Origin of the sequence: Salegentibacter agarivorans (assembly GCF_900113135.1) — a bacterium.
Taxonomy (GTDB): domain Bacteria; phylum Bacteroidota; class Bacteroidia; order Flavobacteriales; family Flavobacteriaceae; genus Salegentibacter; species Salegentibacter agarivorans.
Genome location: NZ_FOOH01000008.1, coordinates 1 through 24,489, shown reverse-complemented (window position 1 = coordinate 24,489; position 24,489 = coordinate 1). Strand labels below are relative to the sequence as shown.

The following is a 24,489-nucleotide window of genomic DNA, read 5'->3' as shown; positions in this document are numbered from 1 at the left end:
TACAAATCTTATTCCGCAATTTTTAACATTTCATTTTAACAGTTTTAAGTGCTTAAAATTCTTTGTTTTCTTGGGAGAAGTGCAGTTAAAATTCCTAAATTTGCACGACTTAAAACATAATATTTTTAACATACACTCCATCCTATGTCAAAAGACATTCGAATTAAAAGAGGATTATCTCTAAAATTAGAAGGGGAGGCGGAAAAAGAGCTTGTAAAAGCTCCAAGGTCTAAAACCTACGCAATTAAACCGCCAGATTTTCATGCTTTGGTACCAAAAATGGTCTTAAAAGAAGGAGCTAAAGTCCTTGCCGGTGATGAACTTTTCTTTTCAAAATACACTGATGAATTACGTTTTACCAGCCCCGTTAGCGGGACGCTTAAGACAATTAAGCGTGGTGAGAAGCGTAAAATCATGGAAGTGATTATTGAGGCTGATCCTGAAGACACTTACAGAGATTTTGGAAAAATGGACGCTGCTTCTTCTGATGCGGAAGCTGTAAAACAACGCGTTTTAGAAAGCGGTTGCGGTGCATTTATTAATCAACGTCCTTACGATATTGTAGCCGATCCTAAAGATACGCCAAAGGCTATCTTTATTTCTGCAGTAAGTACGGCGCCTTTAGCTCCAGATTGGGGCTTTATCTTAAAAGATAAGATAGCTGCTTTTCAAGAAGGAGTAAATGCGCTTAAAAAACTTACTCCGGGTAAAGTTCACCTGGCTGTAGATGCAAGTTCAGCACAATATTTAAAAGATATTAAGGGCGTAGAACTTCATACTGTAAAAGGACCGCACCCGGCAGGAAATGTTGGGATTCAAATTCATAAAATAGATCCTATTAATCAGGGAGATAGAGTTTGGACAGTGAATCCTGAAGATGTAACTATTATTGGTAACGTTTTCCTAACCGGAAAATTTATAGCCGATAAAACCGTTGCCGTAACAGGAAGTGAAGCCACTAACCGTAAATACTTCTCTACTATAATTGGCGCTGAGGTGGCAGATATCATCAATAAAGTTGATGAAGATGTACGTATCATTTCTGGAAACGTACTTACCGGACTTAAATTAGCCTACGATCAACACATAAGCTTCTTTTCTAACGAAGTAACCCTAATTCCTGAAGGAAATAATTACAGGGCATTTGGTTGGTTGCCATTTACATATAATAACATTCACTCTAACTCAAGAACTTCATTATCCTTTTTGTTTCCAAACAAGAAGTTTAAGCCTACCACAAATTTAAATGGTGAAGAGCGGGCTCTTGTAGTTACAGGCGAAATGGAAGAAGTTTTACCTATGGATGTTTACCCAATGCAGCTTATAAAAGCATGTATGGCCGGGGATATTGAGAAAATGGAGAATCTTGGGATCTATGAAGTAGCTCCTGAAGATTTTGCTTTGGTAGAATATGTGAATACATCTAAGATTGAAATTCAGGAGGTGATTCGTCTTGGTTTAGATTTAATGATTACTGAAGTAGGTTAAAAAGCAGTAGAATTATGGAATGGATTAGACAAAGATTAGACAAAATAAAGGAGCCCTTTGCACCGGGAAAAAAATATGAAAAGTATGCGCCTGCGGTTAACGCAATAGATACTTTCCTATTTACCCCAAATCATACCACGCAAAAGGGAGCTCATATTCGTGACGCAGTAGATTTAAAGCGTACGATGATAACAGTGGTGCTTGCACTTGTTCCGGCTTTACTTTTCGGGATGTGGAATGCAGGTTACCAGCACTTTTCTCAATTAGGTGAAGCATTTACCTTTTGGGAAGCACTTGGCCACGGGGCATTGAAATTTATTCCAATGATCGTGGTTTCTTATGCAGTAGGACTGGGAATTGAGTTTGCCTTTGCCATCTTTAGAGGGCACGAGGTTAACGAAGGTTACCTGGTAACAGGTTTATTAATTCCTATGATTATGCCTATAGACCTTCCACTTTGGATGTTGGCATTATCTGTAGTATTTGCTGTACTTATTGGTAAAGAAGCTTTTGGAGGAACAGGAATGAATATTCTTAACCCGGCGCTTACAGCAAGGGCATTCGCCTTTTTTGCTTATCCTACTTATATGTCTGGTAACCAGGTTTGGGTTAGTGAGGCAAGTAATGTAGATGCAATCTCTGGAGAAACAATTCTTGGTTCTCTGGCAGCAGGAGATAATGTAAGTTATGGAATGATGGATATGTTCTACGGAATTATTCCAGGTTCGGTTTCCGAAACTTCAACGCTTTTAATACTTGTAGGAGCCTTACTTTTAATTCTAACAAAAGTAGGAAGCTGGAGAATAATGTTAAGTGCATTTATAGGAGCCGCTGCAATGGCGCTTATTTTTAACGCTTTACCTGCAATGGGAGTTACCGGCAACGAACTTACAAACTTCCCATGGTACGGGCACCTAATAATAGGAGGACTTGCGTTTGGTATTGTGTTTATGGCTACAGATCCTGTATCGGCAGCACAAACATTGAAAGGAAAGTGGATCTACGGATTTTTAATAGGTTTTCTATCGGTAATGATTAGGGTGTTTAACCCGGCATATCCAGAAGGGGTAATGCTTGCAATCTTACTTATGAACGTTTTTGCGCCTACGATAGATCACTATGTAATTCAATCGAATATTAAGCGTAGAAAGAAAAGAATTCAATCCGCCACCGCACAGGTGAAAACAACAGTTTAGTTATGGAAGAGAAATCAGTAAATAAAACAAATAGTAACGGCTATACGTTTCTTTTTGCGGTGATTATGGTGATTGTTGTGGCCTCAGTATTGGCTTTTACAGCAACATCACTTCAGCCTATTCAAAGAGAAAACGTACGCCAGGAAAAGATGCAGAGTATTCTTGCTACTATTGGTGTTGAAACCGACAGGGCAGGAGCTGAAGAGCTTTACAACCGTTATATTACAGAAGCAGTTACTCTTGATTACCAGGGAGAAGAAAGAGAAGATGTTGATGCCTTTACGGTAGATTTGGCCAAGGAAATTAAGAGGGAAGATGAAGAGCAGAATTTCCCACTTTATATTGCCGAATATGAAGGAGAAAAATATTACATAGTTCCTTTAAGAGGTAATGGATTATGGAATGCAATCTTTGGCTACATATCTTTAAAAGATGATGTGAATACTATTAAAGGAGCTACTTTTGATCACCTTGGGGAAACTCCTGGTCTTGGTGCAGAAATCACCAAAGAATGGTTTAAAGAAAGTTTTGCCGAAGAAAAGATTTTTGATGGAAGCGGAAATCTTGTAGGAGTATCGGTTGTAAAAGGCGATATAGATCCTTCAGATAAAGAAGATAACCAGGTAGATGCAATATCGGGAGCTACAATTACCGGAGACGGGGTTTCTGATATGATTTCTGAAAGACTTCAGCGTTATCTGCCTTACTTCAAAAAGCAAACAGATATTAAAGTTGCAACAAAGTAATTATGGCTACAGAGAAAAAAAATATTTCAGAAGAGAAAGAAGCCAAAAAGAAAGAAATGATCCTTTTTCTATCTAGTTCAGAAGAAAAAGAACACTTCCTTTCTAAAGGCAATAGAAAATTATTGTCAGATCCTTTAGACGATAACAACCCAATTACCGTACAGGTACTGGGTATATGTTCGGCACTGGCAATTACGGTACAATTAGAACCAGCAGTGGTTATGGCAATTGCCGTTGTATTTGTAATGGCATTTAGTAACATTATTGTTTCTATGCTGCGTAATATGATTCCTAGTAGAATCAGGATTATTGTTCAGCTTGTTGTTGTTGCCTCCCTTGTGGCTTTAGTAGACCAGGTTCTTAAGGCTTACGCTTACGATGTAAGTAAACAGCTTTCGGTATTTATTGGTCTTATTATTACCAACTGTATTGTAATGGGACGTCTTGAAGCTTTTGCTTTAGGGAACGGAGTCTACAAGTCTTTCCTTGATGGAATAGGAAACGCAGCAGGATATGGTTTAATTCTTATAATCGTTGCATTTTTCCGTGAGCTTTTAGGATCAGGAAAATTATTCGGATTTGAAGTTTTAGGACATAAAGCAGCAACAGTAGCAGATTCTACTGGTCTATATGCTTTAGGTTATGAAAATAACGGTTTAATGTTGCTTTCGCCAATGGCACTTATTGTGGTTGGTTTGCTCATTTGGGTGCAACGTGCCAGAAACCGTAAACTGATAGAAGAGAACTAAAAGCACAACAGCTTAAATAAAACTAAATTATGGATTTTATAAATTTATTTGTTAGAAGTATTTTCATAGAAAATATGATTTTTGCCTACTTCTTGGGAATGTGTTCCTATTTAGCAGTGTCAAAAACCGTGAAAACAGCTGTTGGGTTAGGTGCGGCGGTAATCTTTGTACTTACCATTACTGTACCTATTAACTATTTGCTGGATAATTACTTATTAAGACCTGGAGCTTTATCCTGGCTTGGTGCCGAATTTGCCGATGTAGACCTTAGCTTCCTAAGCTTTATAATGTTTATTGCGGTAATTGCATCTATGGTACAATTAGTAGAGATGATCGTTGAGAAATTTGCTCCTGCATTATACGGTGCTTTAGGTATTTTCCTACCGCTTATTGCTGTAAACTGTGCTATTCTTGGTGGTGCGCTATTTATGCAACAAAAAGATTTTGGAGTTATAACCGAAGCTATCACCTACGGGTTTGGTAGTGGAATTGGATGGTTCCTTGCAATTCTTGGTATTGCAGCTATTCGTGAAAAAATAGCATACTCTAATGTGCCAGCCCCATTAAAAGGTTTAGGGATAACATTTATTATCACCGGACTTATGGCATTAGGTTTTATGAGTTTTATGGGAATTAAATTATAATCGCAAAAGAAAGATTATGACAGTTATTATAGCAAGTATAGTAGTATTTTTAGCATTGATACTTATATTGGTTTCTGTGTTACTGGGAGCAAAGGCAAAATTAGCGCCTTCTGGTCCTGTTACCATAAACGTCAATGGGGAAAGGGATATGGAAGTTGGTTCCGGTGGAACTTTACTTTCAACCCTGGGAGATAATAAACTCTTTTTACCTTCTGCCTGTGGTGGTGGTGGAACCTGTGTACAGTGTAAATGTATTGTAAAAGAAGGTGGCGGTGCCATTCTTCCTACAGAGGAGCCTCACTTTACCCGTAAAGAAATTGCACAGGGATGGCGATTAGGTTGCCAGGTGAAGGTGAAAGAAGATATGAAAATCACTATTCCGGAAGAAGTATTCGGAATTAAAAAATGGGAAGCTACTGTAGTAAGAAATTACAACGTTGCCTCATTTATCAAGGAATTTGTAGTTGAAATTCCTGAAGATATGGATTATAAAGCTGGGGGTTATATCCAGATAGAGATTCCTAAGTGTGAAGTGAAATTCGAAGATATGGATATCACTGCTCACCCTGAAGAACACGATACTCCAGATATGTTTGAAGCAGAGTGGGATAAGTTTAAACTTCGTCCACTGGTAATGAAGAACCCAGAAACTGTAGAACGTGCCTACTCTATGGCATCTTACCCTGCAGAAGGGCGTGAGATAATGCTTAATGTACGTGTAGCTACTCCGCCATGGGATAGAGCAAAAGATACCTGGATGGATGTTAATCCTGGTATTGCTTCTTCTTATATTTTCTCAAGGAAAAAAGGAGATAAAGTAATCATCTCTGGACCTTACGGTGAATTCTTTATTAATCACAGTGAAGCCGAAATGCTTTATGTAGGTGGTGGAGCTGGTATGGCGCCAATGCGTTCTCACCTTTACCACTTATTCCGTACGCTTAAAACGGGTAGAAAAGTGACTTACTGGTATGGAGGTCGTTCTAAAAGAGAATTATTCTATATAGAACACTTTAGAGCCTTGGAAAGAGATTTCCCTAACTTTAAATTTTACTTAGCGCTTTCTGAACCAATGGAAGAAGATAACTGGAAGGTGAAGGAAAGCCTTGACGATGAAGGGGACGGTTTTGTTGGATTTATTCACCAGGTTGTAATAGATAATTATTTAAGTCATCACGAAGAACCGGAAGACATTGAATTGTATTTCTGTGGACCCCCATTAATGAACAAAGCTGTTCAGAAAATGGGTGAAGACTTTGGAATGCCGCCCGAAAACATAAGGTTCGATGATTTTGGAGGTTAATGAAAATAGAATCCCGCTTTTTAAAGCGGGATTTTTTATTTTTGCACTATGGCAAAGTTAAACGATCAGGAACTACATAATCTTGCAATGAATATTGTGGGAAAAGAGCTCGAAGCACAGGGTTACGAATTTCTTGGAGTTAATAGCGAGCTAAAAAAAGATCCGCAATTCGTGGCATTAAGAGATAAGAAACTGCATTTTGTAATCGTTAGGGCAATAGAATATCCGCATAATCCCAAAGATTATGATCTTACGTTTCTTAGATCTATAAAAGACCATGCCGTTAAATTTAAAGCCCGTACTTTTTACGCCGGGGTAGGTCTGGCCAATTCTTCCGATTATGAAAAACCGGTAATGCACGGCGAAGAATATGTAGTAAATTACGAAGGCTGGCAAGAAATTTAATTCCTACCGTATCAGCCAGGGTTCAACTTCTGTTTAATTAATTTCCGCTAATCTTATATAGATGAAAAAAATCTCAGTTTTACTTCTTCTTATTTTTCTTAGTTTTTCCTGTAAAAATGATAATCCCCAGGTCTATACCGAGACTGGGAAAGCATTAGGAACTACTTACCAGATAAAATATTTTTCTTCGGAAAACTTTAATACTGAAAAGGCTTTAGATTCTATTTTTGAAGTAATCAATACTTCAATGAGCACCTACCAGGATGATTCTGATATTTCCCGAATTAATACCCGAAATGAGGATATAAAGGTGGATATTCATTTCCAAGAGGTATTTCAGCTTTCCAAGCAGATTTTTAAGGAAAGCAATGGTTATTTTGATCCCACGGTAGGTAGTTTGGTCAATGCATACGGATTTGGCCCTAATAAGCCTTTAAATGAACCTGATGGTGCTGTTTTAGATTCTATAAAGCAACTGGTGGGATTTGAGAAAGTCAGGTTATCCAGTGATAATACTATTCAAAAAGAAAACCCGAATATCTATCTCGACTTTAATGCTATAGCCAAAGGTTACACTATAGATGTAATCGCGGAATATTTAGATTCTAAGAAAGTTGAAAACTACCTGATAGAGTTGGGGGGAGAATTGGTAGCCAAAGGCAAAAATTTAGAACGTGAATCCAGTTGGAACGTTGCAATAGATAATCCGCAGCAAACTGAAGCAGAACGTACTTTACAAACGGTACTTGCCCTGAAGAATCGTGCGATGGCAACTTCGGGAAATTACCGAAAATTCAGAATAGACAGCATTACTGGAAATCGTTATGTACACACTATAAATCCTTTAACCGGCAAAGCCGAAAAAAGCAATTTGCTCAGCGCATCTGTCCTTGCTGAAAATTGTACTCTTGCCGATGGATATGCCACCGCTTTTATGGCTTTAGGTTATGAAAAATCCTTAGAGATGCTGGAAAAACTGGATAATGTAGATGTTTATTTTATCTATGTTGATAAGCAAGAAAGTATTCGGGTTTTTACATCCACCGGTTTTGAGGAAGCTTTGCGTTAGATACTCTTGTGGCGTTTTCTCCCATTCACTTATTTATAACTGTACGTTCAGGTAAATTTTTACCGTTTTTTAAAGTTATTTGTTTATACCTTATGTCAATTTCATAGAATTTAGTGGTAAAAACTTATATTGGTGAGGAATTAAGAACTTTAACATAATGAACCAACTCTTACTCCTCATTTTTCTAATTCCTATCCTCACAAATGCTCAGGCAAAATCTATTGAGCATTCTGATGTTGTGAATGTTTCCATACAAAACGGCCTGGAAGATTCAAATTTACAAACCTTATTTGATTTTGAAAATATTAATTATTCTGAATTTTCTTTTCAGGGAGAATCAATTAAGGGGAAGTATTTTGTGATAAGAATGAAAGAATTTTCCAATGGCGATTTAATAAATACCACCACTTTATTTGATGAAAGCGGCAATGATTACTTTAAAATAGATTCTACCCAAACATCATTTAAATTTCTTAGTAAAATAGGGAGAGAAGATCTTAAAACCTGGATTAGAGGCAATAGGTTTGGGAGTAAGAAATTATATTTTCCTATTGATGAGGATAATGGAAATTATGTAGCCAAAGATTTCTTTGGAGCTAGAACGGTTCTGGAAAAAAATATAAATAATCCGTTTTACATTTTGGCAATAATTACTCCAAATAGAAACCCGGACGGATCAGCGTCCTATTGCAGAGTCGCACAATCAGAAATAGATCCTGATAATTTTGGTAAAGAATTCAATATTCCACATTATTATTTAGTTGAAATAGAATTTACCAACTAAATATTTTGACATTTAGATATAGGTGTAACAAATAATAATTTGAATTGTCTTTATTAAAACTTCTTTAATGTTATTTAAAAGATTATACGTTCTTATTTTTATATTTTCCGGAATAAATTTCTATTCTCAAATCCCTGAGAGCTTAAAAAATACAGTATGGACCCAAGAGGGTTATGACAGAATTTTAAAAATTGAAGATTCTACTTACTCTTATTTTAATATTGATAAATACGATTGCGCAACTTTGGTAGATGGGAAATTTGCCGGAAGGTTTAGAATTGTAAATAGTACTGACGATCAATTAATTTTGAATCCGGGTGGGATTGTAGATTATAGGTTTAAAAGAACTGAAAAACTACCGGAAATATGCACGAAGAGAAGCACTAAAAAAGAGAAATCTTTCGAGGATAATTTCAAGGCATTCTGGGAAACCTTCGATAACAATTATGCGTTTTTTGAAGAAAGAGATTTAGACTGGCAAAAAGTATATAATAATTATTTACCAAAAGTTCAAAAAGTACAAACCAATCACGAATTTGCTTTACTGCTGAAGGAGATAACAAGAAAATTCAACGATGGACATATAAACCTTGAAATTCCAGATTCAATTTTGGAAAATAAGCCACAATCTAAGTCGGTTGAAAACTCATTTACCCAGGAAGACATAGTATCAGATATAGATTCTAATTACCTGAAAGAGATAAATTCTTATAATAACGGGGTAATAAAATGGGGTACTGTGCAAGATTCTAATATTGGTTATATAAGAATAAGCGATATGAATGATTTTGCGAATTACGTCCCGAAGGAATATCAAAAGACAATTAAATTTGATAGTATTTATAATTTGAGAAAATACGCTGCAGAGCCTTTGGGGCAGTTTCAAGAAGAAATTAACGGGGTTAACCGGATTATGAAAAAGGTTCTCAGTGATTTAAAAGATAACGATCCAGTGATAGTAGACCTTAGGTTTAATGGCGGCGGATATGAAACTGTAGCCTTAGAGTTGTTAAACTATTTTGTTGCTCAAGACAAAGAGATTATAAAAATAAAGGCAAGAACTAAAGAGGGATTTACACCTGCTCAAATAATTTCATTACAACCAGAAACACAGAATCCTAAGAAAATCTATTTATTAATAAGTCCTGTAACAGCTAGTGCTGCCGAAATTTTTGCGCTTGGTGCCCTTAGTTATTCTAATATCGAAATTTTGGGTACGAAAAGTGCCGGAATCTTTTCAGAAATATTATGGAAAAAACTTCCCAATGGCTGGGAATATAGTCTCTCCAATGAAGTTTATATGGATAGGGAAGGGCGTGCTTACGAAAAAGAAGGAGTTCCTGTAGATTATGAGTTAAATTACCCCACTAAAAGATTTATGTTTTATAAAAGCTTCTATTCAAATAATGAATTTTCAGACTTAGCGATTGAAAAAGTTCTCAAGGGTAACTTTAGTGATTAATAAAAGTTTTCCTTTTTTGAAGTGCAATTTATTTTTTCATTTATAACAAACCGGAATAACTTCCCCTTTTGCCAATCGGTATTTATCGATTTGTTCTACAGATAATTGGTTGGTGTAATCCACTTCTTCTACCTTAAAACCAATACTTCTTAATTTTTCAAAATAATCCCTGCCGTAGATTCTAACGTGGTCATATTGGCCAAAAATTCCCTCTCGTTCTTTTCTATCGGTAATTGAATTATCTTCAAACGTAGTTTTCCGCTTTAAATCCTGCGGAATTTGCAAAATAGCCGTACCGCCGGGTTTTAAAATGCGGTAAAGTTCCTGCATTGCTTTAGTATCATTTGGGATATGTTCTAAAACGTGGTTGCAGAGAATAAAATCGAATTCATTTTCTTTAAAAGGCAAATTACAAATATCAGCCTTAACATCGGCTAAAGGAGAGTTCAGGTCGGTAGTGGTGTAATCCAGGTTTTTCAGCTTTCTAAAGCGTTTATAAAAAGCCTGTTCTGGGGCGAAGTGTAATACTTTAAGATTTTTACTAAAAAATTCAGTTTCATTTTTTAAATAAAGCCAAAGTAGGCGATGGCGTTCCAGGGAAAGGGTAGAAGGGGAGAGTACATTTTCCCGCTGATTAATATATCCGTATGGTAAAAATTTAGAAAAGCTTTTCCCGTCTATAGGATCGGTGTATTTGCTTCCGCGAAGCGCATATTTAAAGAAGGGTTTTACCCAATAACTTAACCTGATAAGCAAAGGTCTTGGAACGGTGTTTAAAACTACTTTAAAAAGCTTGCTCATTAAAAATTGCTAACGCGATTCAGACTTTTATATCGCCCCAGTTTTCACCAGATTTAATACGATAAAGTTGCATTTCTGAAACTCCAAATTGTTTTGCTAAAACCTTTATCCTGGTTTTTCTTTTTGGGTCTAAAAGTTTCTTTTTTAATATTACCGCTTGTGCATAGGTAAGTTTTGAATAGGTAACAACACGTCTTAACTTTCGCTTCCGTTTGTTTTCTTTTACACCAGGACTGTTATGCTGGTGTTTTACCCATTCTTCCTGGGTGGTCCAGGCAAGGTTTTCTAGACGATTATCGTCTTTTTTAAAATTCTTATGTATTACGAATTTATCGTCGTCTTTTTTGTCAAGAAAAAGTTCAGCAACAATGCGGTGCACGTAATATGCTTTATGCTTACCATTTTGAAGTCTTGGTGAAAAACTGGTGTAACCATTTGTGCGTCCGCCATTTATTAATTCGCCATCAGGATTCTGCACATAGCTAATGATCCTACCATAGTTGGAAACATCATAAACAAAACGGTCCTGCCATTCTTCTTTATGAAGTCTTTTCCAAATTTCGCCTCTAAATTTCTTTACCATATACCTCGGCTTTAAACTCATCTTCTTCATCACTCTCAATTCCTAAAGCTTCATAAATATAATCGAAGGTAGATAATAATTGTGGTTTACCTTCTACAAGTGCAACATCATGTTCAAAATGAGCGCTTGGTTTATTATCTGCAGTTAAGATGGTCCAGCCGTCTGGCAATTGTTTAATTCTTCTGGTTCCCAGGTTTATCATTGGCTCAATAGCCACAACCATTCCCTCTATAAATTTCTTACCGCGACCGCGTTTACCATAGTTAGGCATTTCGGGATCTTCATGCATATCAGCACCTAAGCCGTGACCTACCAATTCTCTTACTACGCCATAGCCCCTGTCTTCAGTATATTTTTGAATGGCATAACCAACATCACCAACACGGTTGCCAATTTTAAATTCCCTAATACCAACATACAAGGATTCTTTTGTGGCTTTTAAAAGTTCCTTTACTTCAGGTTTTACCTCACCAACTTCAAAGGTATAAGCGTGGTCACCATAAAATCCGTTTTTTAGAGCGCCACAATCTATAGAGATAATATCGCCTTCTTCTAAAGGTTTATCGTTAGGAATCCCGTGTACTACCTGTGCGTTAGGACTCATGCAAAGCGAGTTGGGAAAATCGTACATTCCCAAAAAACCCGGTTCTGCACCGTGATCGCGAATAAACTCTTCGGCCATTTTATCTAATTCCAAAGTGGTAACTCCGGGTTTAATTTGCGGCGCAAGCATTCCCAGGGTTTTAGACACGATAAGTGCGCTCTCACGCATCAATTCTATTTCTTCAGGATTTTTGGTAATTATCATATTCTGAATTTAAAATCGGCCTAAAAAACCGAATCTCTTCTTTTGCTTTTTATTTTCTCTAATTATAGCTCTGTCTTTCAATCGCTGGTAAATCTCTCCCCAACCCCACATTCCGCCTATATTGCGATCGTCTATAAAAATATCGGCCAGGATCTTACGACTTATGTTTTCCTCAAAAACCTCTTCAGGATAACTTTTATTAATAGCGTAAAACTGAATACCTCTTTTTTCGCAAAATTTAACTGCTTCTTCCAGTTTATCTTCTGCCCGGTACGTCCATAAAATCAATCGGTGCCCGTCTTCCTGAAGCTTTTTAAGGGTTTCAAAAGCAAAAAGCTTTGGTTTCCCTATCTCCGGAAATTTATTTTCTACAATAGTGCCATCAAAATCTACTGCAATGGTTAAGGTATGGGGCATAACGCAAAATTAGTAAGATTTACCGAATATTAACTTCAGAAGTGCCTGTTTATTCTGAATAAGGATCTGTATATTTCTTCCCTTTCACTATTTTGGCTATATCTTCTTCCAAGCTTTCTATAGAATACTCTACAAAACGGTTCACTTCCTTTCCATCTTTCATAAAAATTATGGTAGGAACACGATGAATTTTGTATTCTTTATCTAGATCACCGGGAGCTTTTTTAGCCCGGTTTACAGCAATATTTTTAAGGTTTTTTCTATCAAAATTAACTTCATCTAAAAGCTTAAAAAACTTTGGTACCTCGTAACGGCTATCGCCACACCAGGTTCCCATAAACATTAGAATTTCATAATCGTGAATATTCTTTTTAATAGTTTTTAAAGCTTCTTTTTTAGGTTTGTAATTTTCATAAGCGGGAGTGAACCACCGAGAATGCGGTGCTTTCTCTAAATCGGCCTGCGTGAATTCACCTAAAAGAATCTCTACTGAATTTTTATTTTCTATACTTACTTCTTTATCGGAAACCTCGCCTGAAATTAGGGAGAATCCCAAAAAAAGCAATAATACCTTATTTATCATTTTTCAATTAAATTAGTGGGTCTTCAGTCATCATTTCCGGCTGGTCTATTCCCATTAACTTTAGGATAGTCGGCGCGATGTTTCCAAGCTTACCACTTTTAATAGATTTCACGTCTTTGTCCAGTAAAATTAATGGCACAGGACTGGTTGTATGGGCCGTGTTTGGGCTTCCATCTTCATTAATCATAATTTCGCTATTCCCGTGATCTGCAATAATAATTACCGAATAATCATTTTCTAGCGCAGTTTCAGCTACATCTTTAGCGCAAGAATCTACGGTTTCCACAGCTTTTACAGCAGCATCAAAAACACCGGTATGGCCAACCATATCAGGGTTTGCGAAATTCAAACAAATAAAATCTGCCGACTCGTCTTTAAGTTCAGGAATAATTTTATCCCTAATTTCAAAAGCGCTCATTTCGGGCTGAAGATCATAAGTAGCTACTTTTGGCGAATTACACATTAAACGCTTTTCCCCTTTAAATGGCTTTTCTCGACCACCACTAAAGAAGAAGGTAACGTGGGGATACTTTTCGGTTTCAGCAATTCTAATTTGCTTTTTGCCCATATATTCCAGAACTTCTCCCAGTGTAGATTTAATATTATCTTTTTTGAAAACTACATTTATACCTTTAAAACTATCGTCATACTTTGTTACCGTTACATAATATAGCGGTAATTTCTTCATATTATATTCAGGAAAATCGTCCTGGGTTAAAGCCTGGGTAAGCTGCCTTCCTCTATCGGTTCTAAAGTTGAAAAAGATTACAACTTCTTTCTCTTTTAAAGTTGCAACCGGCTCGCCGGCTTCATTGGTCATTACAATGGGTTCAATAAACTCGTCACTAATATCGTTTTTATAACTTTTAGCAATGGTTTCAGCAGCATTAGTGCTTTTGGTGCCTTCGCCTTTTACAATAAGATCGTAAGCTTTTTTCACTCTTTCCCAGCGCTTATCACGATCCATCGCGAAATAACGCCCAATTACCGATGCAAGTTTACCATTGGTTTTTGCCAGGTGTTCTTCAATTTCTTTAATAAAACCTTCCCCAGAATGTGGGTCTACGTCACGGCCATCGGTAAAAGCATGTACGTATTTCTCTTTTACACCAAATTCTTCTGCAGCTGAAAGTAGTCCTTTTAAATGATTGATGTGAGAATGAACTCCACCATCACTTAAAAGCCCCATAAAATGTATAGGTTTATTGTTTTTTATTGCGTAATTAAAAGCTTCTTCCAATACAGGTTCGTCTTTTAAAGTGTTCTTTTCTACCGCCATATTTATTTTTACCAAATCCTGGTAAACAATTCGGCCGGCGCCCAGATTCATATGTCCTACTTCACTATTTCCCATTTGTCCTTCCGGAAGGCCAACCTGCATCCCGTCGGTACGTAATTCCGCGTGCGGGTATTTTTCCAGAATACTGTCCATAAAAGGGGTTTTTGCTTTGGCAATAGCTGATACGTCGGGGTTTTGCGTAATTCCCCAACCGTCTAAAATCATTAGTAGAACTTTCTTATTCATAATATTAGTTAATTTGGGCATAAAGATAAAAACAAATTGCCGGTATGCTAAATGCACACCCGCTAATGTTTTATTAAATATGGATTGAGGAAGCGGTTTTAGAAGAAATTTACTTATAAAATGATTCTGTAAAACTTATAAAATCAATTTACTTCTGAAAAAAACTAAAATTTTAACATTCTTCACTGTACTTTGGAATACTTTTCTCTTTTATTCTACGTTCTTAAAAAGCACCGAATTGATGTGGTAATATGCTGAAGTTTAGCTTTATAAGTCTAAAAATGTTAAATTTTCCGTTCTTAGGCTTAAAAAATCTAATTATCGAGAATATTTTGTATGTTGGCATCACATTTGGAATAAATTAACAGAACATTTAATTTAAAACAACGTGTATGATTTATAGAATTCTGACTGTATTTGCAATACTAACTTTTTCCTTTGCATTTACAACTACAGATAATTTAAAACCTAAGCTTGAAAATTCAGAAATAAAAGCAATCGCTTCTTCAATTCCTGAAGATAATAAATCAAATTTCGAAAGTAAAGTCGCTACTCTTTATAGCGAATTTTCCACCAAAAATATTAGTGTTCCTGCCATGCCTGTGTTCGAAAAGGCCATTAAAGGCTATGAACAATTAGACGAAACTGGTAAAGTGGGTAAAAAAATACTTACCGTAATAGATTTCGGACTTTCCTCTACCAAAAAACGTATGTGGATTATGAATATGGAAACTAAAGAAGTATTGTTTAACACCTATGTTTCCCACGGAAAAAATACCGGTGGTGAGTTTGCTACCAAATTTTCTAATACCGTGAATTCCCTGCAAAGTTCCCTTGGATTTTACGTTACCGCTGAAACTTACTATGGGAAAAACGGCCTGTCTCTATTTATAGATGGGATGGAAAAAGGCTTTAACAGCAACGCCCGTAAGCGTTATGTGGTAATTCACGGAGCCGATTATGCCGAACCCAGTTTTATAAAGAGATTGGGAAGATTGGGAAGAAGCTACGGTTGTCCCGCAGTGCCAAATACTATCGCTAAAGATGTAATAGATACTATTAAAGAGGAATCTGTAGTATATATTCACAAAAACGATAATAATTATTTAAATAATTCTTCGCTGCTAAATTAATTGGCAGTAAGTAATTTATAGATGGCAGCATCTCTTTTGTAGATATCTTCTGCAAAACGGGTGCTGCCATTTTCGTTCCAGGCCGTCCAGTAAAGATGGTGCACTTTCACATTTTGGGTAACTTTAATTGTAGTGGTTCTGCCTGAATCAAGAATTTCTTTAATCTTCTCATTATCATATTTTGGTTGATCACTTAATAGCATCTTTGCCAGTTCTAAAACATCCTGTACCCTAACACACCCCGAACTTTGTGCCCGTAAATTTTTGTTGAAAAGCGATTTAGAAGGCGTATCGTGTAAATAGATCATATATTCATTAGGGTAAATAATCTTAACCAAACCAAGCGGATTTGCCGGTCCTGCTTCCTGTCTAAAAGTATAAGCTTTTACCTCAGATGAAGACCAGTCTACCTCGCTGGGAGCTAATCGCTGTCCGCTGCGATTAAAAATGCTGTAATTTTTTCGGGAAATATAATTGGGATCTTTTTTTGCTGAAGGAATTACATCTTTACTCTTAATAGTAGGAGGGATTGTCCAGGTGGGGTTGTAGACTATATGTTCTACTTCATCAGAGAAAACCGGGGTTTTTCTAGCTTCCGTACCCACCATTGTGCGATGTGTGGCAACAGTATCTCCATTTCTAACAAAATGTAAGCGGTAATTGGCAATATTTACTACAATATGTTGATCTCCCAAATCTTTGGGATACCAGCGCCAACGTTCCAGGTTTACCAGTATTTGTTCCAGCCGATCCTGATAAGTTTTATTTAAAGTTTTTATGGTGCCGCCGCCAATCACACCATCGGTTTCTATTCCATATTTCTCCTGGTATTCCTTTACTGCATTCTGAAGCGCTTCATCGTAAACTGTAGCAGTATCTATAATTTCTTTATCCCAATATCCCAGTTCTTTTAAGCGACGTTTTATATTAGGAATGCGGGAATCTTTTTCATCGGCTTTAATGTTTTCTCCTTCTTCGGAAATTATCGTAGAATTTTCTTCGTTTTCAGCAAGTTCTCGGTATTGTTTCAAAGAGCGTTTTAAACCTTTGTAAACTTCGTGTTTTGGTACCACTGAATCTATGGCGGCAAGAATATCATTTTGTTGAACTCCATACTCCAAAAGTCCGGGAAGATTAATTTTATTACTTTCTACTCCCCAGATACTATAAATTTCTTTGGGATTCAGCTTACCAGAATTATAGTCGGAAGCAAGTCCTAAAAAGGCATCGGTAAGAATAATTTCGGTTAGACTGCGTTCCTCATCATCTAACTGCGATAAATTAGCTAAAGAGTTTTGTAAATAGGTTAAATGATAATCTTCAGGTTCTAGGCCGTCTTCTGTGCTTCTTTCAATACTTCTGTAAAGATCTTCCCGCAATGCTCTATCGGTCCAAATTGGTGTATAATCTCTTTTTGAATAAATGGAGTCGAGCAAATTAGCGTGCTGTAATGCGATATTTCCAACCGAATTTGAAATCTCTGGAAATTTCCTGGCAATTAAATCGGCTGAAGCCAGTTTTTCAATGACTTCTGCTTCTTCCTCTTTAGCGGTTTCAATGCCAGGCTCCCTGTTTTTATCGTCCCCGCAGGATATTAAAAACGCGAAAAAAAAGAGCATTAAAAATTTAAAAAACTTCATAGGAAAAAGCAGGTTCATTGATCTTTTGGGGATAAACGGGGAATTATGCCCTTACGTCTTTGTAAGACTCATTTCGGTCAAATTGTACTTCGGCAAAAGGGCATAAAGGATCTATTTTATAGTTGTGCTCACGGGCAAAATCTACACTATGCGCCAGGAGTTTTGTGGCAATTCCCTGGCCTTCCAGTTCCGGTCTTACCTCTGTATGATCTATGGTAAGAACATCACCCGGTTTTTTAGTATAGGTTAGTTCTGCATAGATACCTTTTTCGTCCTCCACGAAAAACATTCCGCGACTATCGTTTTCTCGGTGTTTAATATCCATAGTCCTATTTATTAAAAATACCGTCTACAATTCCGTAATCCTGAGATTCCTGTGCATCCATCCAGTAGTCACGGTTAAAATCTTTGAGTACCTTTTCCGGGGTTTGTCCGCAGTTTTCAGCAAGAATTTTAGCACTTAATTCTCTTGTTTTTAATATTTCGTTCGCCTGAATTTCGATATTTGATGCCTGGCCTCTTGCACCGCCCATAGGTTGGTGAATCATCACTTTTCCGTGGGTTTGTATAAACCGTCGGCCTTTGGTTCCTCCTGAAAGTAAGATAGAACCCATTGAAGCAGCCAAACCACTGCAAATGGTAGAAACAGGGCTATTTAAACTCTGCATAGTATCGTAGATTGCAAATCCGTCGGTTACGTATCCACCGGGACTATTAATAAAAAACTGGATTTCTTTATCGCCTTCCATATCAAGATATAAAAGTCTGTCAATAACGTGCTTGGCCGATTTATCATTTACTTCACCCCAAAGAAAAATTTTACGTTCTTTAAGGAATTTTGCGTCTATTAGGTCCTGGGTTTTACCGGGTTTATTGCTCATAAAAAATTATTTTAAGATATATACTGTTAGGCATTAAAAATAAGATTTATTTGTCGGAACACTTGTTTTTTCATTACCCATTTAACAAGATTTTATCGCTTAGCTCCGGTTTTTTACTGAATACAAGGGTGATAGCATTTTACACCCAAAAAATTTTAATTTTCCTTTGGAATTTGAAATCTTTAAACTTTATATTTGCAGGGCAGGCGGGAGTAGCTCAGTTGGTAGAGCGTCAGCCTTCCAAGCTGAATGTCGCCGGTTCGAACCCGGTCTCCCGCTCAAAGAAAAACCTCAACAGAAAAGTTGGGGTTTTTTTATGGAAAAGAATCAGAGAAGAATACCACCGGGTGAGAAGCCTGTCCCGATTAGAGCTTGAACCGGCTGTCCCTTATAATTTTTTACGTCATCCTGAATTTATTTCAGGATCTAAGTTGTGAAAATTAGTAACATGTTAGAAACTGAAACAAGTTCAGTTTGATGAAATTAAATTCCTCCGTACTGCGGACTGGGAGTGAATTCAGCTTTGCTGAAGAAAGGGGTAATTACACATTTGATATATTATTTTTCAGTCCGAAATAACTTTCCACTTCCTTCTTTATTTTGTATTTTTCTCCCGATTAACTGATAAAATTAATAAATAGAGATTTAGTATAAACAGATAAATTCACGCACGGGGTGCCGCAAGGCTGAGATAACACCCGAAAACCTGATTTGGATAATGCCAACGTAGGGATGCAGGATTAAAATTTCCATTTTAAGACTCCATGTTTTCTGGCATTTTCCGGGTAGCGTGGAGTTTTTCTTTTTTAAAAAGTAAATATGGAAATTGAGAAAAGCAGTCGATTTGAATTACTTCCCATAAATCATCAAAATTGGCAAAATCGGGAAGAATGGTTTTTTAACCGAAAACACACCGACACCTACGAGCAGTGGTACGAAGGGCGATATAAACGGGCCGAAGTCTGGCAGAAAAAGGTGATGGAGCAACTTGTTTCTAAAGATAAACGCGTTAAAACCCTACTCGAGTTTGGTTGTGGAACCACGCGTTTTACCAGGTGGTGGAAAGAAATAGGAATTGAGGCTACCGGTGGTGATATTTCCCCACTAATGTTATCACAAGCCGTACATTTATTTGAGGGAGATCTGGTAATGGCAGATTCCCATCATATGCCATTTAAAGATCATACTTTTGATTCCCTCGCATTTATAACCACTTTTGAATATTATAAAGATCCCGTAAAAGTTATTCGGGAAGCAGCCAGGGTTGGAAAATACGGTATAGCCCTTGGAATGATGAACAGGAATTCTACCAAAGTAGTTCGTCGCCGCGTCCAGGAAATTTTTGGTGCCAATCCATTTTATCTTACCGCAACTTTTTATACACCCAAAAAACTTACTAAAATTATAGAAGAAGCCTTGCAGGGGCGGGAATACAGTATAGAATGGTCTTGCACCGGTTTACCAAAATGGTTCCCAGTTCAGCAATGGGGATTACCCTATGGTGATTTTTTCGGATTGTATGTAGAATTTAAAGATGTAAAATGATGAGTGAGAAACTAGGAAAAATAGCCGAAGCAGAATTAGAGGGATTTATCCTGGAAAATTGCGGGCATACTCGTAAGGAAGTCAGCACAAAACCAAAGTTTGGGGTAGATGTTTCATTAATAGAATTACCCAACGAGCTGGCCTTAATATCCACAAGTGATCCGTTGTCACTTATTCCTACGCTCGGCCTGGAAGAATCAGCCTGGCTTTCGGTACATCTAATGGCCAACGATATGGCTACTACCGGGTTTGCTCCACAATATGCGCAAATGGTTTTGAATCTTCCGGCATCACTTTCGAGGAATGATTTTAAAACTTACTGGAATTATATTCATCAATTCAGTAAAGAAATTGGAGTGGCTATAACTGGCGGACATACCGGATTTGTAGAAGGCCAGAATTCAACAATTTCGGGTGGAGGAACTTTTTTTAGTGTGGCTCCCAAAAAAGAGATTATTCTTTCTAAAGCCGCAGAGGAAAATGATGTAATTCTGGTAACCAAAACCTGTGCCTTATCATCTTCTGCCTTATTAACCTTGAGTTTTCCTGAAACTATAAAGAATAAACTGGGAAAAGGAACTTATACGGCAGGCCGTGAAATGTTTTGGCAAACCTCGTCTTTAAAAGACGGACTTACAGCAGCAGGAACAGGAAGTAAATTTCCCGAAATTCACGCTATGCACGATGTAACTGAAGGCGGTGTGCTTGGGGCAATATATGAAATGGTTAAAGCGTCAGGAAAAGGAGCTATTATTTATGATAAAGCTTTGCCGGTAACTTCCTGGCAAAAGGAAGTTTGTGATTTATTCCAACTGGATTACAGGGAGATAATAGGGGCAGGTTCAATGATAATATCTTGCGAAAAAGGAAAAGAAGAGCAGGTAATTTCACGTTTAAATGCTGAAAACATTGCCTGTACTGCGGTTGGTGAGATTAAAAGTGAAGAAGAAGGAATTAAAATAGCTAAAAACGATGAAATTAAAGATTTAGAATATAAATCTGAAGATCCTTACTGGAAAGCCTTTTTTACCGCAATTAAATCTGGCTGGAAATGATAAAAAAGAAGAAAATAAAAGAAGGGGTGTACCTCGTTGTAGATCCGCAGATGCAGAAAACTGTTTTAATAAATAAGCTGAAGCAGATTATGGCTAAAAGTGAAATTGCCGCGGTTCAAATATGGGATAATTTCAAAAATGCAGAGAATAAAATTTCCCTTATAAATGAAATCTGTAAAGTTTGTGAAAACTATAAGGTTCCTGTTTTACTGAATAATAATTGGGATCTTTTAAATCAAACTGAAGCAAGCGGGATACATTTTGATAAAATTCCCAATAATTTCAAAGAGATTAAAAATAACATTCCGCCAAAAGCTTTACTGGGATTAACCTGTAATAACAACCTGGAAACTGTAAAATGGGCCGATAGAAATAACATGGACTATATTTCTTTTTGTTCCATTTTTCCTTCCTCAACCGCAAATAGTTGTGATTTAGTAGATTTTGAGATCATTAAGAAAGCCCGGGAAATTACCGAAATGCCAATTTTTTTGGCGGGAGGAATTAAACCTTCCAATATGCATTTGCTTAAAGAGTTGGATTTTGAAGGCGTAGCGGTTATTTCAGGAATAATGAGTGCCGAAAACCCTTCAATTTCAGCAGAAAATTATAATTCAGAATTTAAAAAAATAAAAAATGAGAACTTCAACAATAGATAAATTATGCTGCCCTTTTGATAAAAAGGACCTGGAACTCACAACAATTTCAAAAGATTTGGAAGGGAAGATTATAGAGGGATTTTTAAGTTGTAAGAAATGCAAACGTATTTACCCTATGATAAAAGGGATTCCAATTATGAATCCCGATGAATACCGGGAATTTAAACTGGAAGCTCCACTTATGGAAAAATGGAGCAAGCATTTAAAGGGTAAAAAAATTGAGAATTTTAGATTGGTAGCGAAGGATTCAGATGTGAATAGTTTAAAAGAATAATATTTCAGCATAAAAAAATCCGGAAACTAAAAGCTTCCGGATTTTTAAATTTATAACTAACAAGGTTTTATCCGTTCATCGAGATCAAAAACTCTTCGTTGTTTTTTGTTTGCTTAATTCTATCGTTTATAAATTCCATAGCTTCAATTGGGTTCATATCGGCAAGATATTTACGCAGCACCCACATTCTTTGCAATGTAGCCTCGTCTAATAAAAGATCGTCGCGACGTGTACTGGACGAAGTAAGATCTATTGCAGGGAAAATTCTACGGTTAGCAATTTTTCTGTCTAATTGCAGCTCCATGTTTCCAGTTCCTTTAAATTCTTCAAAAATTACTTCGTCCATTTTAGAACCGGTATCGGTTAGGGCGGTAGCGATAATTGAAAGGGATCCCCCGTTTTCAATATTACGGGCAGCACCAAAGAATCGTTTTGGTTTGTGCAGCGCGTTGGCATCTACACCACCACTTAAAACCTTACCACTGGCAGGTTGTACGGTGTTGTAAGCACGGGCCAAACGTGTAATAGAATCCAAAAGAATCACTACATCATGACCACATTCTACCAAACGTTTTGCTTTTTCTAAAACGATATTAGCAACTCTAACATGTTCGTGTGCTTCCTTATCAAAAGTTGAAGCTACCACTTCCCCACGTACATTACGTTGCATATCGGTAACCTCTTCAGGACGTTCATCAATTAGTAGAACTATTTGATAAACTTCAGGATGGTTTGCTGCAATTGCATTCGCAATATCTTTAAGCAACATTGTTTTACCAGTTTTAGGCTGGGAAACAATCATACCACGCTGGCCTTTTCCAATAGGGGAAAAGAGGTCCATAATACGGGTAGACATGCTGCTTTGCTTTTCAGCAATATTGAATTTTTCCTTTGGGAAAAGCGGAGTTAAGTGTTCAAAAGAAACACGGTCTCTCACTACCTGCGGGTCTAATCCGTTAATTTTGTTGATCTTGATTAAAGGGAAATATTTTTCACCTTCTTTTGGAGGTCTTATTTGCCCTAAAACGGTATCCCCTGTTTTTAATCCGAACAAGCGAATTTGAGATTGAGATACATAAATATCATCTGGAGAAGTAAGGTAATTATAGTCTGAAGATCTTAGGAAACCATAGTTATCCTGCATAATATCCAATACACCTTCACTTTCTATAATCGCGTCAAACTCATAGTCTGGTTCGCGGTAGCGGTTTCGCCCGTCACGGTTGCCAGAATCGCGGCCTCCATTGTTTTTGTTGCTATTATTGCTACGTGTGTCTTTTTTATGGTCGCGAGGATTATTTTTACCTTGAGAAGAATTACTATTGTCTTCCCTTGGTTTTTGTTCCTGCTTTTTTGGTTCCCTGGCTTTTGCCGGCGCATCTTCTTTCTTAGGAGAAGAATTTTCCTTTCTTGCAGGGCGGGGCTCTTTGTTTTCTGCGGTTGCAGCAGCCCGTGGTGGTTTTTTATTACTTCCTATTTTGCCACCTTTTTTTGGTTGTGGCTTTTCTGAAGTTTTACTACGATCGTCACTTTTAGGAGTTTCTTCCTTTTTAGTATCGTCGGTTAAGGCTTCTTTAGCTTTTTTAGGATTTGCAGCCTGATAGTCCAGGATTTGATAAACCAGGTCTAATTTTTTTAAAGTTCTAAATTTGGGAACATTTAAAGTTTTAGCGATATCCTGCAGCTCAGGAAGCTTTTTAGCTTTTAATTCTGAAATTTCAAACATGAATAATTAAGAATAAATTTGTGTTTGGGTTGATTGTTAAACTTCTCGAGGAAGAATCGAAAAAAATTTGGAGACTTAAGTAACCTGTTTTGAATTGGTTACGAAATGTTCCTGCAAGTATACAACTTTATTTTAATATTTTAAATAGCATTTCTAAAAAGAATCTTTATTTTTGTTCGCGAATTCCACCAGAAGTTATGCTACAAAGAATACAAACAGTATATTTACTTATTGCTGCCATTATTAGCGGCGGACTTATTTTCGTATTTTCACTTTGGGAAAATAGTGAAGGTGTAGCTATGTATGCACAAGATTATCTTATGGTTTTTATTGCATTTCTGGCTTCAGCTTTATTATCTTTGGTGAGTATTTTTATGTTCAAAAATAGAAAGCTTCAATTTGTATTGGGGCGTCTAAATATCTTATTAAACTTTTTTTTACTAGGAGTGTTTGTTTATTGGTCGCTAAGTTTACCTGGAGAAATGGATATTTCAGAGAAGGGTATTGGGATGTTTCTTCCAATCATTTCTATCGTTTTTCTTGTTTTGGCCAATAAGGCCATTAAAAAGGACGAAGATCTCGTAAAATCTGTGGACCGATTACGATAAGCCTATCATCTTAGTAGTATTAGTGCGTGAAAACCCGAAGTGAAAGCTTCGGGTTTTTTAGTGTGCGCCGTGCATGGCGTATCACTTGACGGTGCAAGTCCGTTATGAGGGTTTATAGCTACCTATCATTAGCCAAAGGCAAGGGTGTCCACCGCGAGGTGGAATCTGAAGGAAGCCGGCGGCAAAGTTCCGGTCCGAGGAACACGAACATCATATGAGGCATATCTGATCTGGATGAGCTTGCACTACAAAGCGAAATCCTAAAGCTATACGGAGATCAGGGTGTAAATGATGCGGATATATGGAATGAAAGTGATACGTCTTACCGCGGGAGATCTCACAGACATAGGCGAAACAGCGTATGAACCTATGGTTGAAACAAGATTTACTGTGAGAGGTCAGCTG

At 37.0% G+C, this 24,489-nt stretch carries 26 protein-coding genes, 1 tRNA gene and 1 riboswitch; of the genes, 17 read left to right on the top strand and 10 right to left on the bottom strand.

What is annotated here, in order from left to right:
• Window positions 1-144: 144 nt before the first annotated feature.
• From BM084_RS07395 to BM084_RS07350, 10 genes are all read left to right on the top strand, one after another.
• Window positions 145-1,488: a Na(+)-translocating NADH-quinone reductase subunit A gene (locus tag BM084_RS07395; protein ID WP_093304016.1), complete on the top strand. Its 1,344-nt coding sequence runs from the start codon at window positions 145-147 to the stop codon at window positions 1,486-1,488.
• Window positions 1,489-1,502: 14 nt separating this feature from the next.
• Window positions 1,503-2,684 carry an NADH:ubiquinone reductase (Na(+)-transporting) subunit B gene (locus BM084_RS07390; protein WP_075324659.1) on the top strand — a complete coding sequence of 394 codons (1,182 nt, stop codon included), beginning with the start codon at window positions 1,503-1,505 and terminating at the stop codon, window positions 2,682-2,684.
• Window positions 2,685-2,686: 2 nt separating this feature from the next.
• The gene (locus BM084_RS07385) at window positions 2,687-3,430 is read left to right on the top strand and encodes a Na(+)-translocating NADH-quinone reductase subunit C (RefSeq protein WP_075324658.1); all 744 of its coding nucleotides are present in this window, start codon (window positions 2,687-2,689) and stop codon (window positions 3,428-3,430) included.
• A 2-nt stretch (window positions 3,431-3,432) separates the two neighbouring features.
• Window positions 3,433-4,179 carry an NADH:ubiquinone reductase (Na(+)-transporting) subunit D gene (locus tag BM084_RS07380; RefSeq protein ID WP_075324657.1) on the top strand — a complete coding sequence of 249 codons (747 nt, stop codon included), beginning with the start codon at window positions 3,433-3,435 and terminating at the stop codon, window positions 4,177-4,179.
• Between the two features lie 29 nt (window positions 4,180-4,208).
• Window positions 4,209-4,823, top strand: coding sequence for an NADH:ubiquinone reductase (Na(+)-transporting) subunit E (nqrE, locus tag BM084_RS07375; protein WP_075324656.1), 615 nt, complete (start codon window positions 4,209-4,211; stop codon window positions 4,821-4,823).
• Between the two features lie 16 nt (window positions 4,824-4,839).
• Window positions 4,840-6,126, top strand: a complete 1,287-nt coding sequence (gene nqrF / locus BM084_RS07370; RefSeq protein ID WP_075324655.1) for an NADH:ubiquinone reductase (Na(+)-transporting) subunit F — start codon at window positions 4,840-4,842, stop codon at window positions 6,124-6,126.
• 48 nt (window positions 6,127-6,174) lie between these two features.
• The gene (locus tag BM084_RS07365) at window positions 6,175-6,531 is read left to right on the top strand and encodes a Na(+)-translocating NADH-quinone reductase subunit F (protein WP_093304012.1); all 357 of its coding nucleotides are present in this window, start codon (window positions 6,175-6,177) and stop codon (window positions 6,529-6,531) included.
• Window positions 6,532-6,592: 61 nt separating this feature from the next.
• Window positions 6,593-7,600 carry an FAD:protein FMN transferase gene (locus BM084_RS07360; RefSeq protein ID WP_093304009.1) on the top strand — a complete coding sequence of 336 codons (1,008 nt, stop codon included), beginning with the start codon at window positions 6,593-6,595 and terminating at the stop codon, window positions 7,598-7,600.
• Window positions 7,601-7,757: 157 nt separating this feature from the next.
• On the top strand, window positions 7,758-8,384 hold the full coding sequence (locus tag BM084_RS07355) for a hypothetical protein (RefSeq protein ID WP_075324652.1): 627 nt from the start codon (window positions 7,758-7,760) through the stop codon (window positions 8,382-8,384).
• A 67-nt stretch (window positions 8,385-8,451) separates the two neighbouring features.
• The gene (locus tag BM084_RS07350) at window positions 8,452-9,846 is read left to right on the top strand and encodes a S41 family peptidase (protein WP_093304006.1); all 1,395 of its coding nucleotides are present in this window, start codon (window positions 8,452-8,454) and stop codon (window positions 9,844-9,846) included.
• A 36-nt stretch (window positions 9,847-9,882) separates the two neighbouring features.
• Here BM084_RS07350 and BM084_RS07345 read toward each other — a convergent pair whose 3' ends face one another.
• Genes BM084_RS07345 through gpmI form a run of 6 tightly spaced genes read right to left on the bottom strand, consistent with a single transcriptional unit; the run spans window position 9,883 to window position 14,563 of the window.
• Window positions 9,883-10,647: a class I SAM-dependent methyltransferase gene (locus BM084_RS07345; protein WP_093304004.1), complete on the bottom strand. Its 765-nt coding sequence runs from the start codon at window positions 10,645-10,647 to the stop codon at window positions 9,883-9,885.
• Window positions 10,648-10,666: 19 nt separating this feature from the next.
• The gene (locus BM084_RS07340; protein WP_075324649.1) at window positions 10,667-11,230 is read right to left on the bottom strand and encodes an HNH endonuclease signature motif containing protein; all 564 of its coding nucleotides are present in this window, start codon (window positions 11,228-11,230) and stop codon (window positions 10,667-10,669) included.
• Window positions 11,214-12,038, bottom strand: coding sequence for a type I methionyl aminopeptidase (gene map, locus BM084_RS07335; RefSeq protein WP_093304001.1), 825 nt, complete (start codon window positions 12,036-12,038; stop codon window positions 11,214-11,216). The genes BM084_RS07340 and map overlap by 17 nt, the downstream gene beginning before the upstream one ends.
• 9 nt (window positions 12,039-12,047) lie before the next feature.
• Window positions 12,048-12,455 carry a BT0820 family HAD-type phosphatase gene (locus tag BM084_RS07330; RefSeq protein WP_075327828.1) on the bottom strand — a complete coding sequence of 136 codons (408 nt, stop codon included), beginning with the start codon at window positions 12,453-12,455 and terminating at the stop codon, window positions 12,048-12,050.
• A gap of 49 nt (window positions 12,456-12,504) precedes the next feature.
• On the bottom strand, window positions 12,505-13,038 hold the full coding sequence (locus tag BM084_RS07325) for a TlpA family protein disulfide reductase (RefSeq protein WP_093303998.1): 534 nt from the start codon (window positions 13,036-13,038) through the stop codon (window positions 12,505-12,507).
• Between the two features lie 7 nt (window positions 13,039-13,045).
• Window positions 13,046-14,563, bottom strand: a complete 1,518-nt coding sequence (gene gpmI, locus BM084_RS07320; RefSeq protein ID WP_075328033.1) for a 2,3-bisphosphoglycerate-independent phosphoglycerate mutase — start codon at window positions 14,561-14,563, stop codon at window positions 13,046-13,048.
• A 392-nt stretch (window positions 14,564-14,955) separates the two neighbouring features.
• On the opposite strand from gpmI, the gene BM084_RS07315 reads away from it, so the two are divergent.
• Window positions 14,956-15,696 (top strand): murein L,D-transpeptidase catalytic domain family protein, encoded by a 741-nt coding sequence (locus BM084_RS07315; protein ID WP_075327826.1) that lies wholly within the window; start codon window positions 14,956-14,958, stop codon window positions 15,694-15,696.
• On the opposite strand, the gene BM084_RS07310 is transcribed toward BM084_RS07315, so the two are convergent.
• The 3 genes from BM084_RS07310 to BM084_RS07300 are packed head-to-tail and all read right to left on the bottom strand — an operon-like array spanning window position 15,693 to window position 18,217.
• A complete protein-coding gene (locus tag BM084_RS07310) occupies window positions 15,693-17,336 on the bottom strand; it encodes a L,D-transpeptidase family protein (protein ID WP_177195674.1) in 1,644 nt (547 codons plus the stop codon). The two genes, BM084_RS07315 and BM084_RS07310, sit on opposite strands and share 4 nt — an antisense overlap.
• Before the next feature lie 43 nt (window positions 17,337-17,379).
• Window positions 17,380-17,661, bottom strand: coding sequence for a GNAT family N-acetyltransferase (locus BM084_RS07305; RefSeq protein WP_075327824.1), 282 nt, complete (start codon window positions 17,659-17,661; stop codon window positions 17,380-17,382).
• A 4-nt stretch (window positions 17,662-17,665) separates the two neighbouring features.
• A complete protein-coding gene (locus BM084_RS07300) occupies window positions 17,666-18,217 on the bottom strand; it encodes a ClpP family protease (RefSeq protein ID WP_075327823.1) in 552 nt (183 codons plus the stop codon).
• 206 nt (window positions 18,218-18,423) lie between these two features.
• Between BM084_RS07300 and BM084_RS07295 the strand changes: the two genes are divergently transcribed.
• The 5 genes from BM084_RS07295 (at window position 18,424) to BM084_RS07275 (ending at window position 21,750) form a co-directional block, all read left to right on the top strand.
• Window positions 18,424-18,496: transfer RNA gene (locus BM084_RS07295), tRNA-Gly, on the top strand.
• A 382-nt stretch (window positions 18,497-18,878) separates the two neighbouring features.
• Window positions 18,879-18,967: riboswitch (TPP riboswitch) on the top strand.
• Between the two features lie 69 nt (window positions 18,968-19,036).
• Entirely contained in the window at window positions 19,037-19,762 is a 726-nt protein-coding gene (locus tag BM084_RS07290; RefSeq protein ID WP_093303989.1) for a class I SAM-dependent methyltransferase, read from the top strand.
• Complete coding sequence (locus tag BM084_RS07285; protein ID WP_245764356.1) at window positions 19,759-20,817, top strand: AIR synthase-related protein; 1,059 nt, start codon at window positions 19,759-19,761, stop codon at window positions 20,815-20,817. The genes BM084_RS07290 and BM084_RS07285 overlap by 4 nt, the downstream gene beginning before the upstream one ends.
• Entirely contained in the window at window positions 20,814-21,476 is a 663-nt protein-coding gene (locus BM084_RS07280; protein ID WP_075327820.1) for a thiamine phosphate synthase, read from the top strand. The genes BM084_RS07285 and BM084_RS07280 overlap by 4 nt, the downstream gene beginning before the upstream one ends.
• Window positions 21,454-21,750 (top strand): Trm112 family protein, encoded by a 297-nt coding sequence (locus tag BM084_RS07275; RefSeq protein ID WP_075327819.1) that lies wholly within the window; start codon window positions 21,454-21,456, stop codon window positions 21,748-21,750. The genes BM084_RS07280 and BM084_RS07275 overlap by 23 nt, the downstream gene beginning before the upstream one ends.
• 67 nt (window positions 21,751-21,817) lie before the next feature.
• On the opposite strand, the gene rho is transcribed toward BM084_RS07275, so the two are convergent.
• A complete protein-coding gene (gene rho, locus BM084_RS07270) occupies window positions 21,818-23,476 on the bottom strand; it encodes a transcription termination factor Rho (protein WP_075327818.1) in 1,659 nt (552 codons plus the stop codon).
• Window positions 23,477-23,673: 197 nt separating this feature from the next.
• Here rho and BM084_RS07265 point away from each other — a divergent pair, with 197 nt between their 5' ends.
• Entirely contained in the window at window positions 23,674-24,084 is a 411-nt protein-coding gene (locus BM084_RS07265) for a DUF4293 domain-containing protein (protein ID WP_075328032.1), read from the top strand.
• Window positions 24,085-24,489: the final 405 nt, after the last annotated feature.

Excerpts from the sequence above, each read along its gene's own strand:
- BM084_RS07395 (WP_093304016.1), top strand. The coding sequence starts at position 145 with ATGTCAAAAGACATTCGAATTAAAAGAGGATTATCTCTAAAATTAGAA.
- BM084_RS07390 (WP_075324659.1), top strand. The coding sequence starts at position 1,503 with ATGGAATGGATTAGACAAAGATTAGACAAAATAAAGGAGCCCTTTGCA.
- BM084_RS07385 (WP_075324658.1), top strand. The coding sequence starts at position 2,687 with ATGGAAGAGAAATCAGTAAATAAAACAAATAGTAACGGCTATACGTTT.
- BM084_RS07380 (WP_075324657.1), top strand. The coding sequence starts at position 3,433 with ATGGCTACAGAGAAAAAAAATATTTCAGAAGAGAAAGAAGCCAAAAAG.
- nqrE (WP_075324656.1), top strand. The coding sequence starts at position 4,209 with ATGGATTTTATAAATTTATTTGTTAGAAGTATTTTCATAGAAAATATG.
- nqrF (WP_075324655.1), top strand. The coding sequence starts at position 4,840 with ATGACAGTTATTATAGCAAGTATAGTAGTATTTTTAGCATTGATACTT.
- BM084_RS07365 (WP_093304012.1), top strand. The coding sequence starts at position 6,175 with ATGGCAAAGTTAAACGATCAGGAACTACATAATCTTGCAATGAATATT.
- BM084_RS07360 (WP_093304009.1), top strand. The coding sequence starts at position 6,593 with ATGAAAAAAATCTCAGTTTTACTTCTTCTTATTTTTCTTAGTTTTTCC.
- BM084_RS07355 (WP_075324652.1), top strand. The coding sequence starts at position 7,758 with ATGAACCAACTCTTACTCCTCATTTTTCTAATTCCTATCCTCACAAAT.
- BM084_RS07350 (WP_093304006.1), top strand. The coding sequence starts at position 8,452 with ATGTTATTTAAAAGATTATACGTTCTTATTTTTATATTTTCCGGAATA.
- BM084_RS07345 (WP_093304004.1), bottom strand. The coding sequence starts at position 10,647 with ATGAGCAAGCTTTTTAAAGTAGTTTTAAACACCGTTCCAAGACCTTTG.
- BM084_RS07340 (WP_075324649.1), bottom strand. The coding sequence starts at position 11,230 with ATGGTAAAGAAATTTAGAGGCGAAATTTGGAAAAGACTTCATAAAGAA.
- map (WP_093304001.1), bottom strand. The coding sequence starts at position 12,038 with ATGATAATTACCAAAAATCCTGAAGAAATAGAATTGATGCGTGAGAGC.
- BM084_RS07330 (WP_075327828.1), bottom strand. The coding sequence starts at position 12,455 with ATGCCCCATACCTTAACCATTGCAGTAGATTTTGATGGCACTATTGTA.
- BM084_RS07325 (WP_093303998.1), bottom strand. The coding sequence starts at position 13,038 with ATGATAAATAAGGTATTATTGCTTTTTTTGGGATTCTCCCTAATTTCA.
- gpmI (WP_075328033.1), bottom strand. The coding sequence starts at position 14,563 with ATGAATAAGAAAGTTCTACTAATGATTTTAGACGGTTGGGGAATTACG.
- BM084_RS07315 (WP_075327826.1), top strand. The coding sequence starts at position 14,956 with ATGATTTATAGAATTCTGACTGTATTTGCAATACTAACTTTTTCCTTT.
- BM084_RS07310 (WP_177195674.1), bottom strand. The coding sequence starts at position 17,336 with ATGAAGTTTTTTAAATTTTTAATGCTCTTTTTTTTCGCGTTTTTAATA.
- BM084_RS07305 (WP_075327824.1), bottom strand. The coding sequence starts at position 17,661 with ATGGATATTAAACACCGAGAAAACGATAGTCGCGGAATGTTTTTCGTG.
- BM084_RS07300 (WP_075327823.1), bottom strand. The coding sequence starts at position 18,217 with ATGAGCAATAAACCCGGTAAAACCCAGGACCTAATAGACGCAAAATTC.
- BM084_RS07290 (WP_093303989.1), top strand. The coding sequence starts at position 19,037 with ATGGAAATTGAGAAAAGCAGTCGATTTGAATTACTTCCCATAAATCAT.
- BM084_RS07285 (WP_245764356.1), top strand. The coding sequence starts at position 19,759 with ATGATGAGTGAGAAACTAGGAAAAATAGCCGAAGCAGAATTAGAGGGA.
- BM084_RS07280 (WP_075327820.1), top strand. The coding sequence starts at position 20,814 with ATGATAAAAAAGAAGAAAATAAAAGAAGGGGTGTACCTCGTTGTAGAT.
- BM084_RS07275 (WP_075327819.1), top strand. The coding sequence starts at position 21,454 with ATGAGAACTTCAACAATAGATAAATTATGCTGCCCTTTTGATAAAAAG.
- rho (WP_075327818.1), bottom strand. The coding sequence starts at position 23,476 with ATGTTTGAAATTTCAGAATTAAAAGCTAAAAAGCTTCCTGAGCTGCAG.
- BM084_RS07265 (WP_075328032.1), top strand. The coding sequence starts at position 23,674 with ATGCTACAAAGAATACAAACAGTATATTTACTTATTGCTGCCATTATT.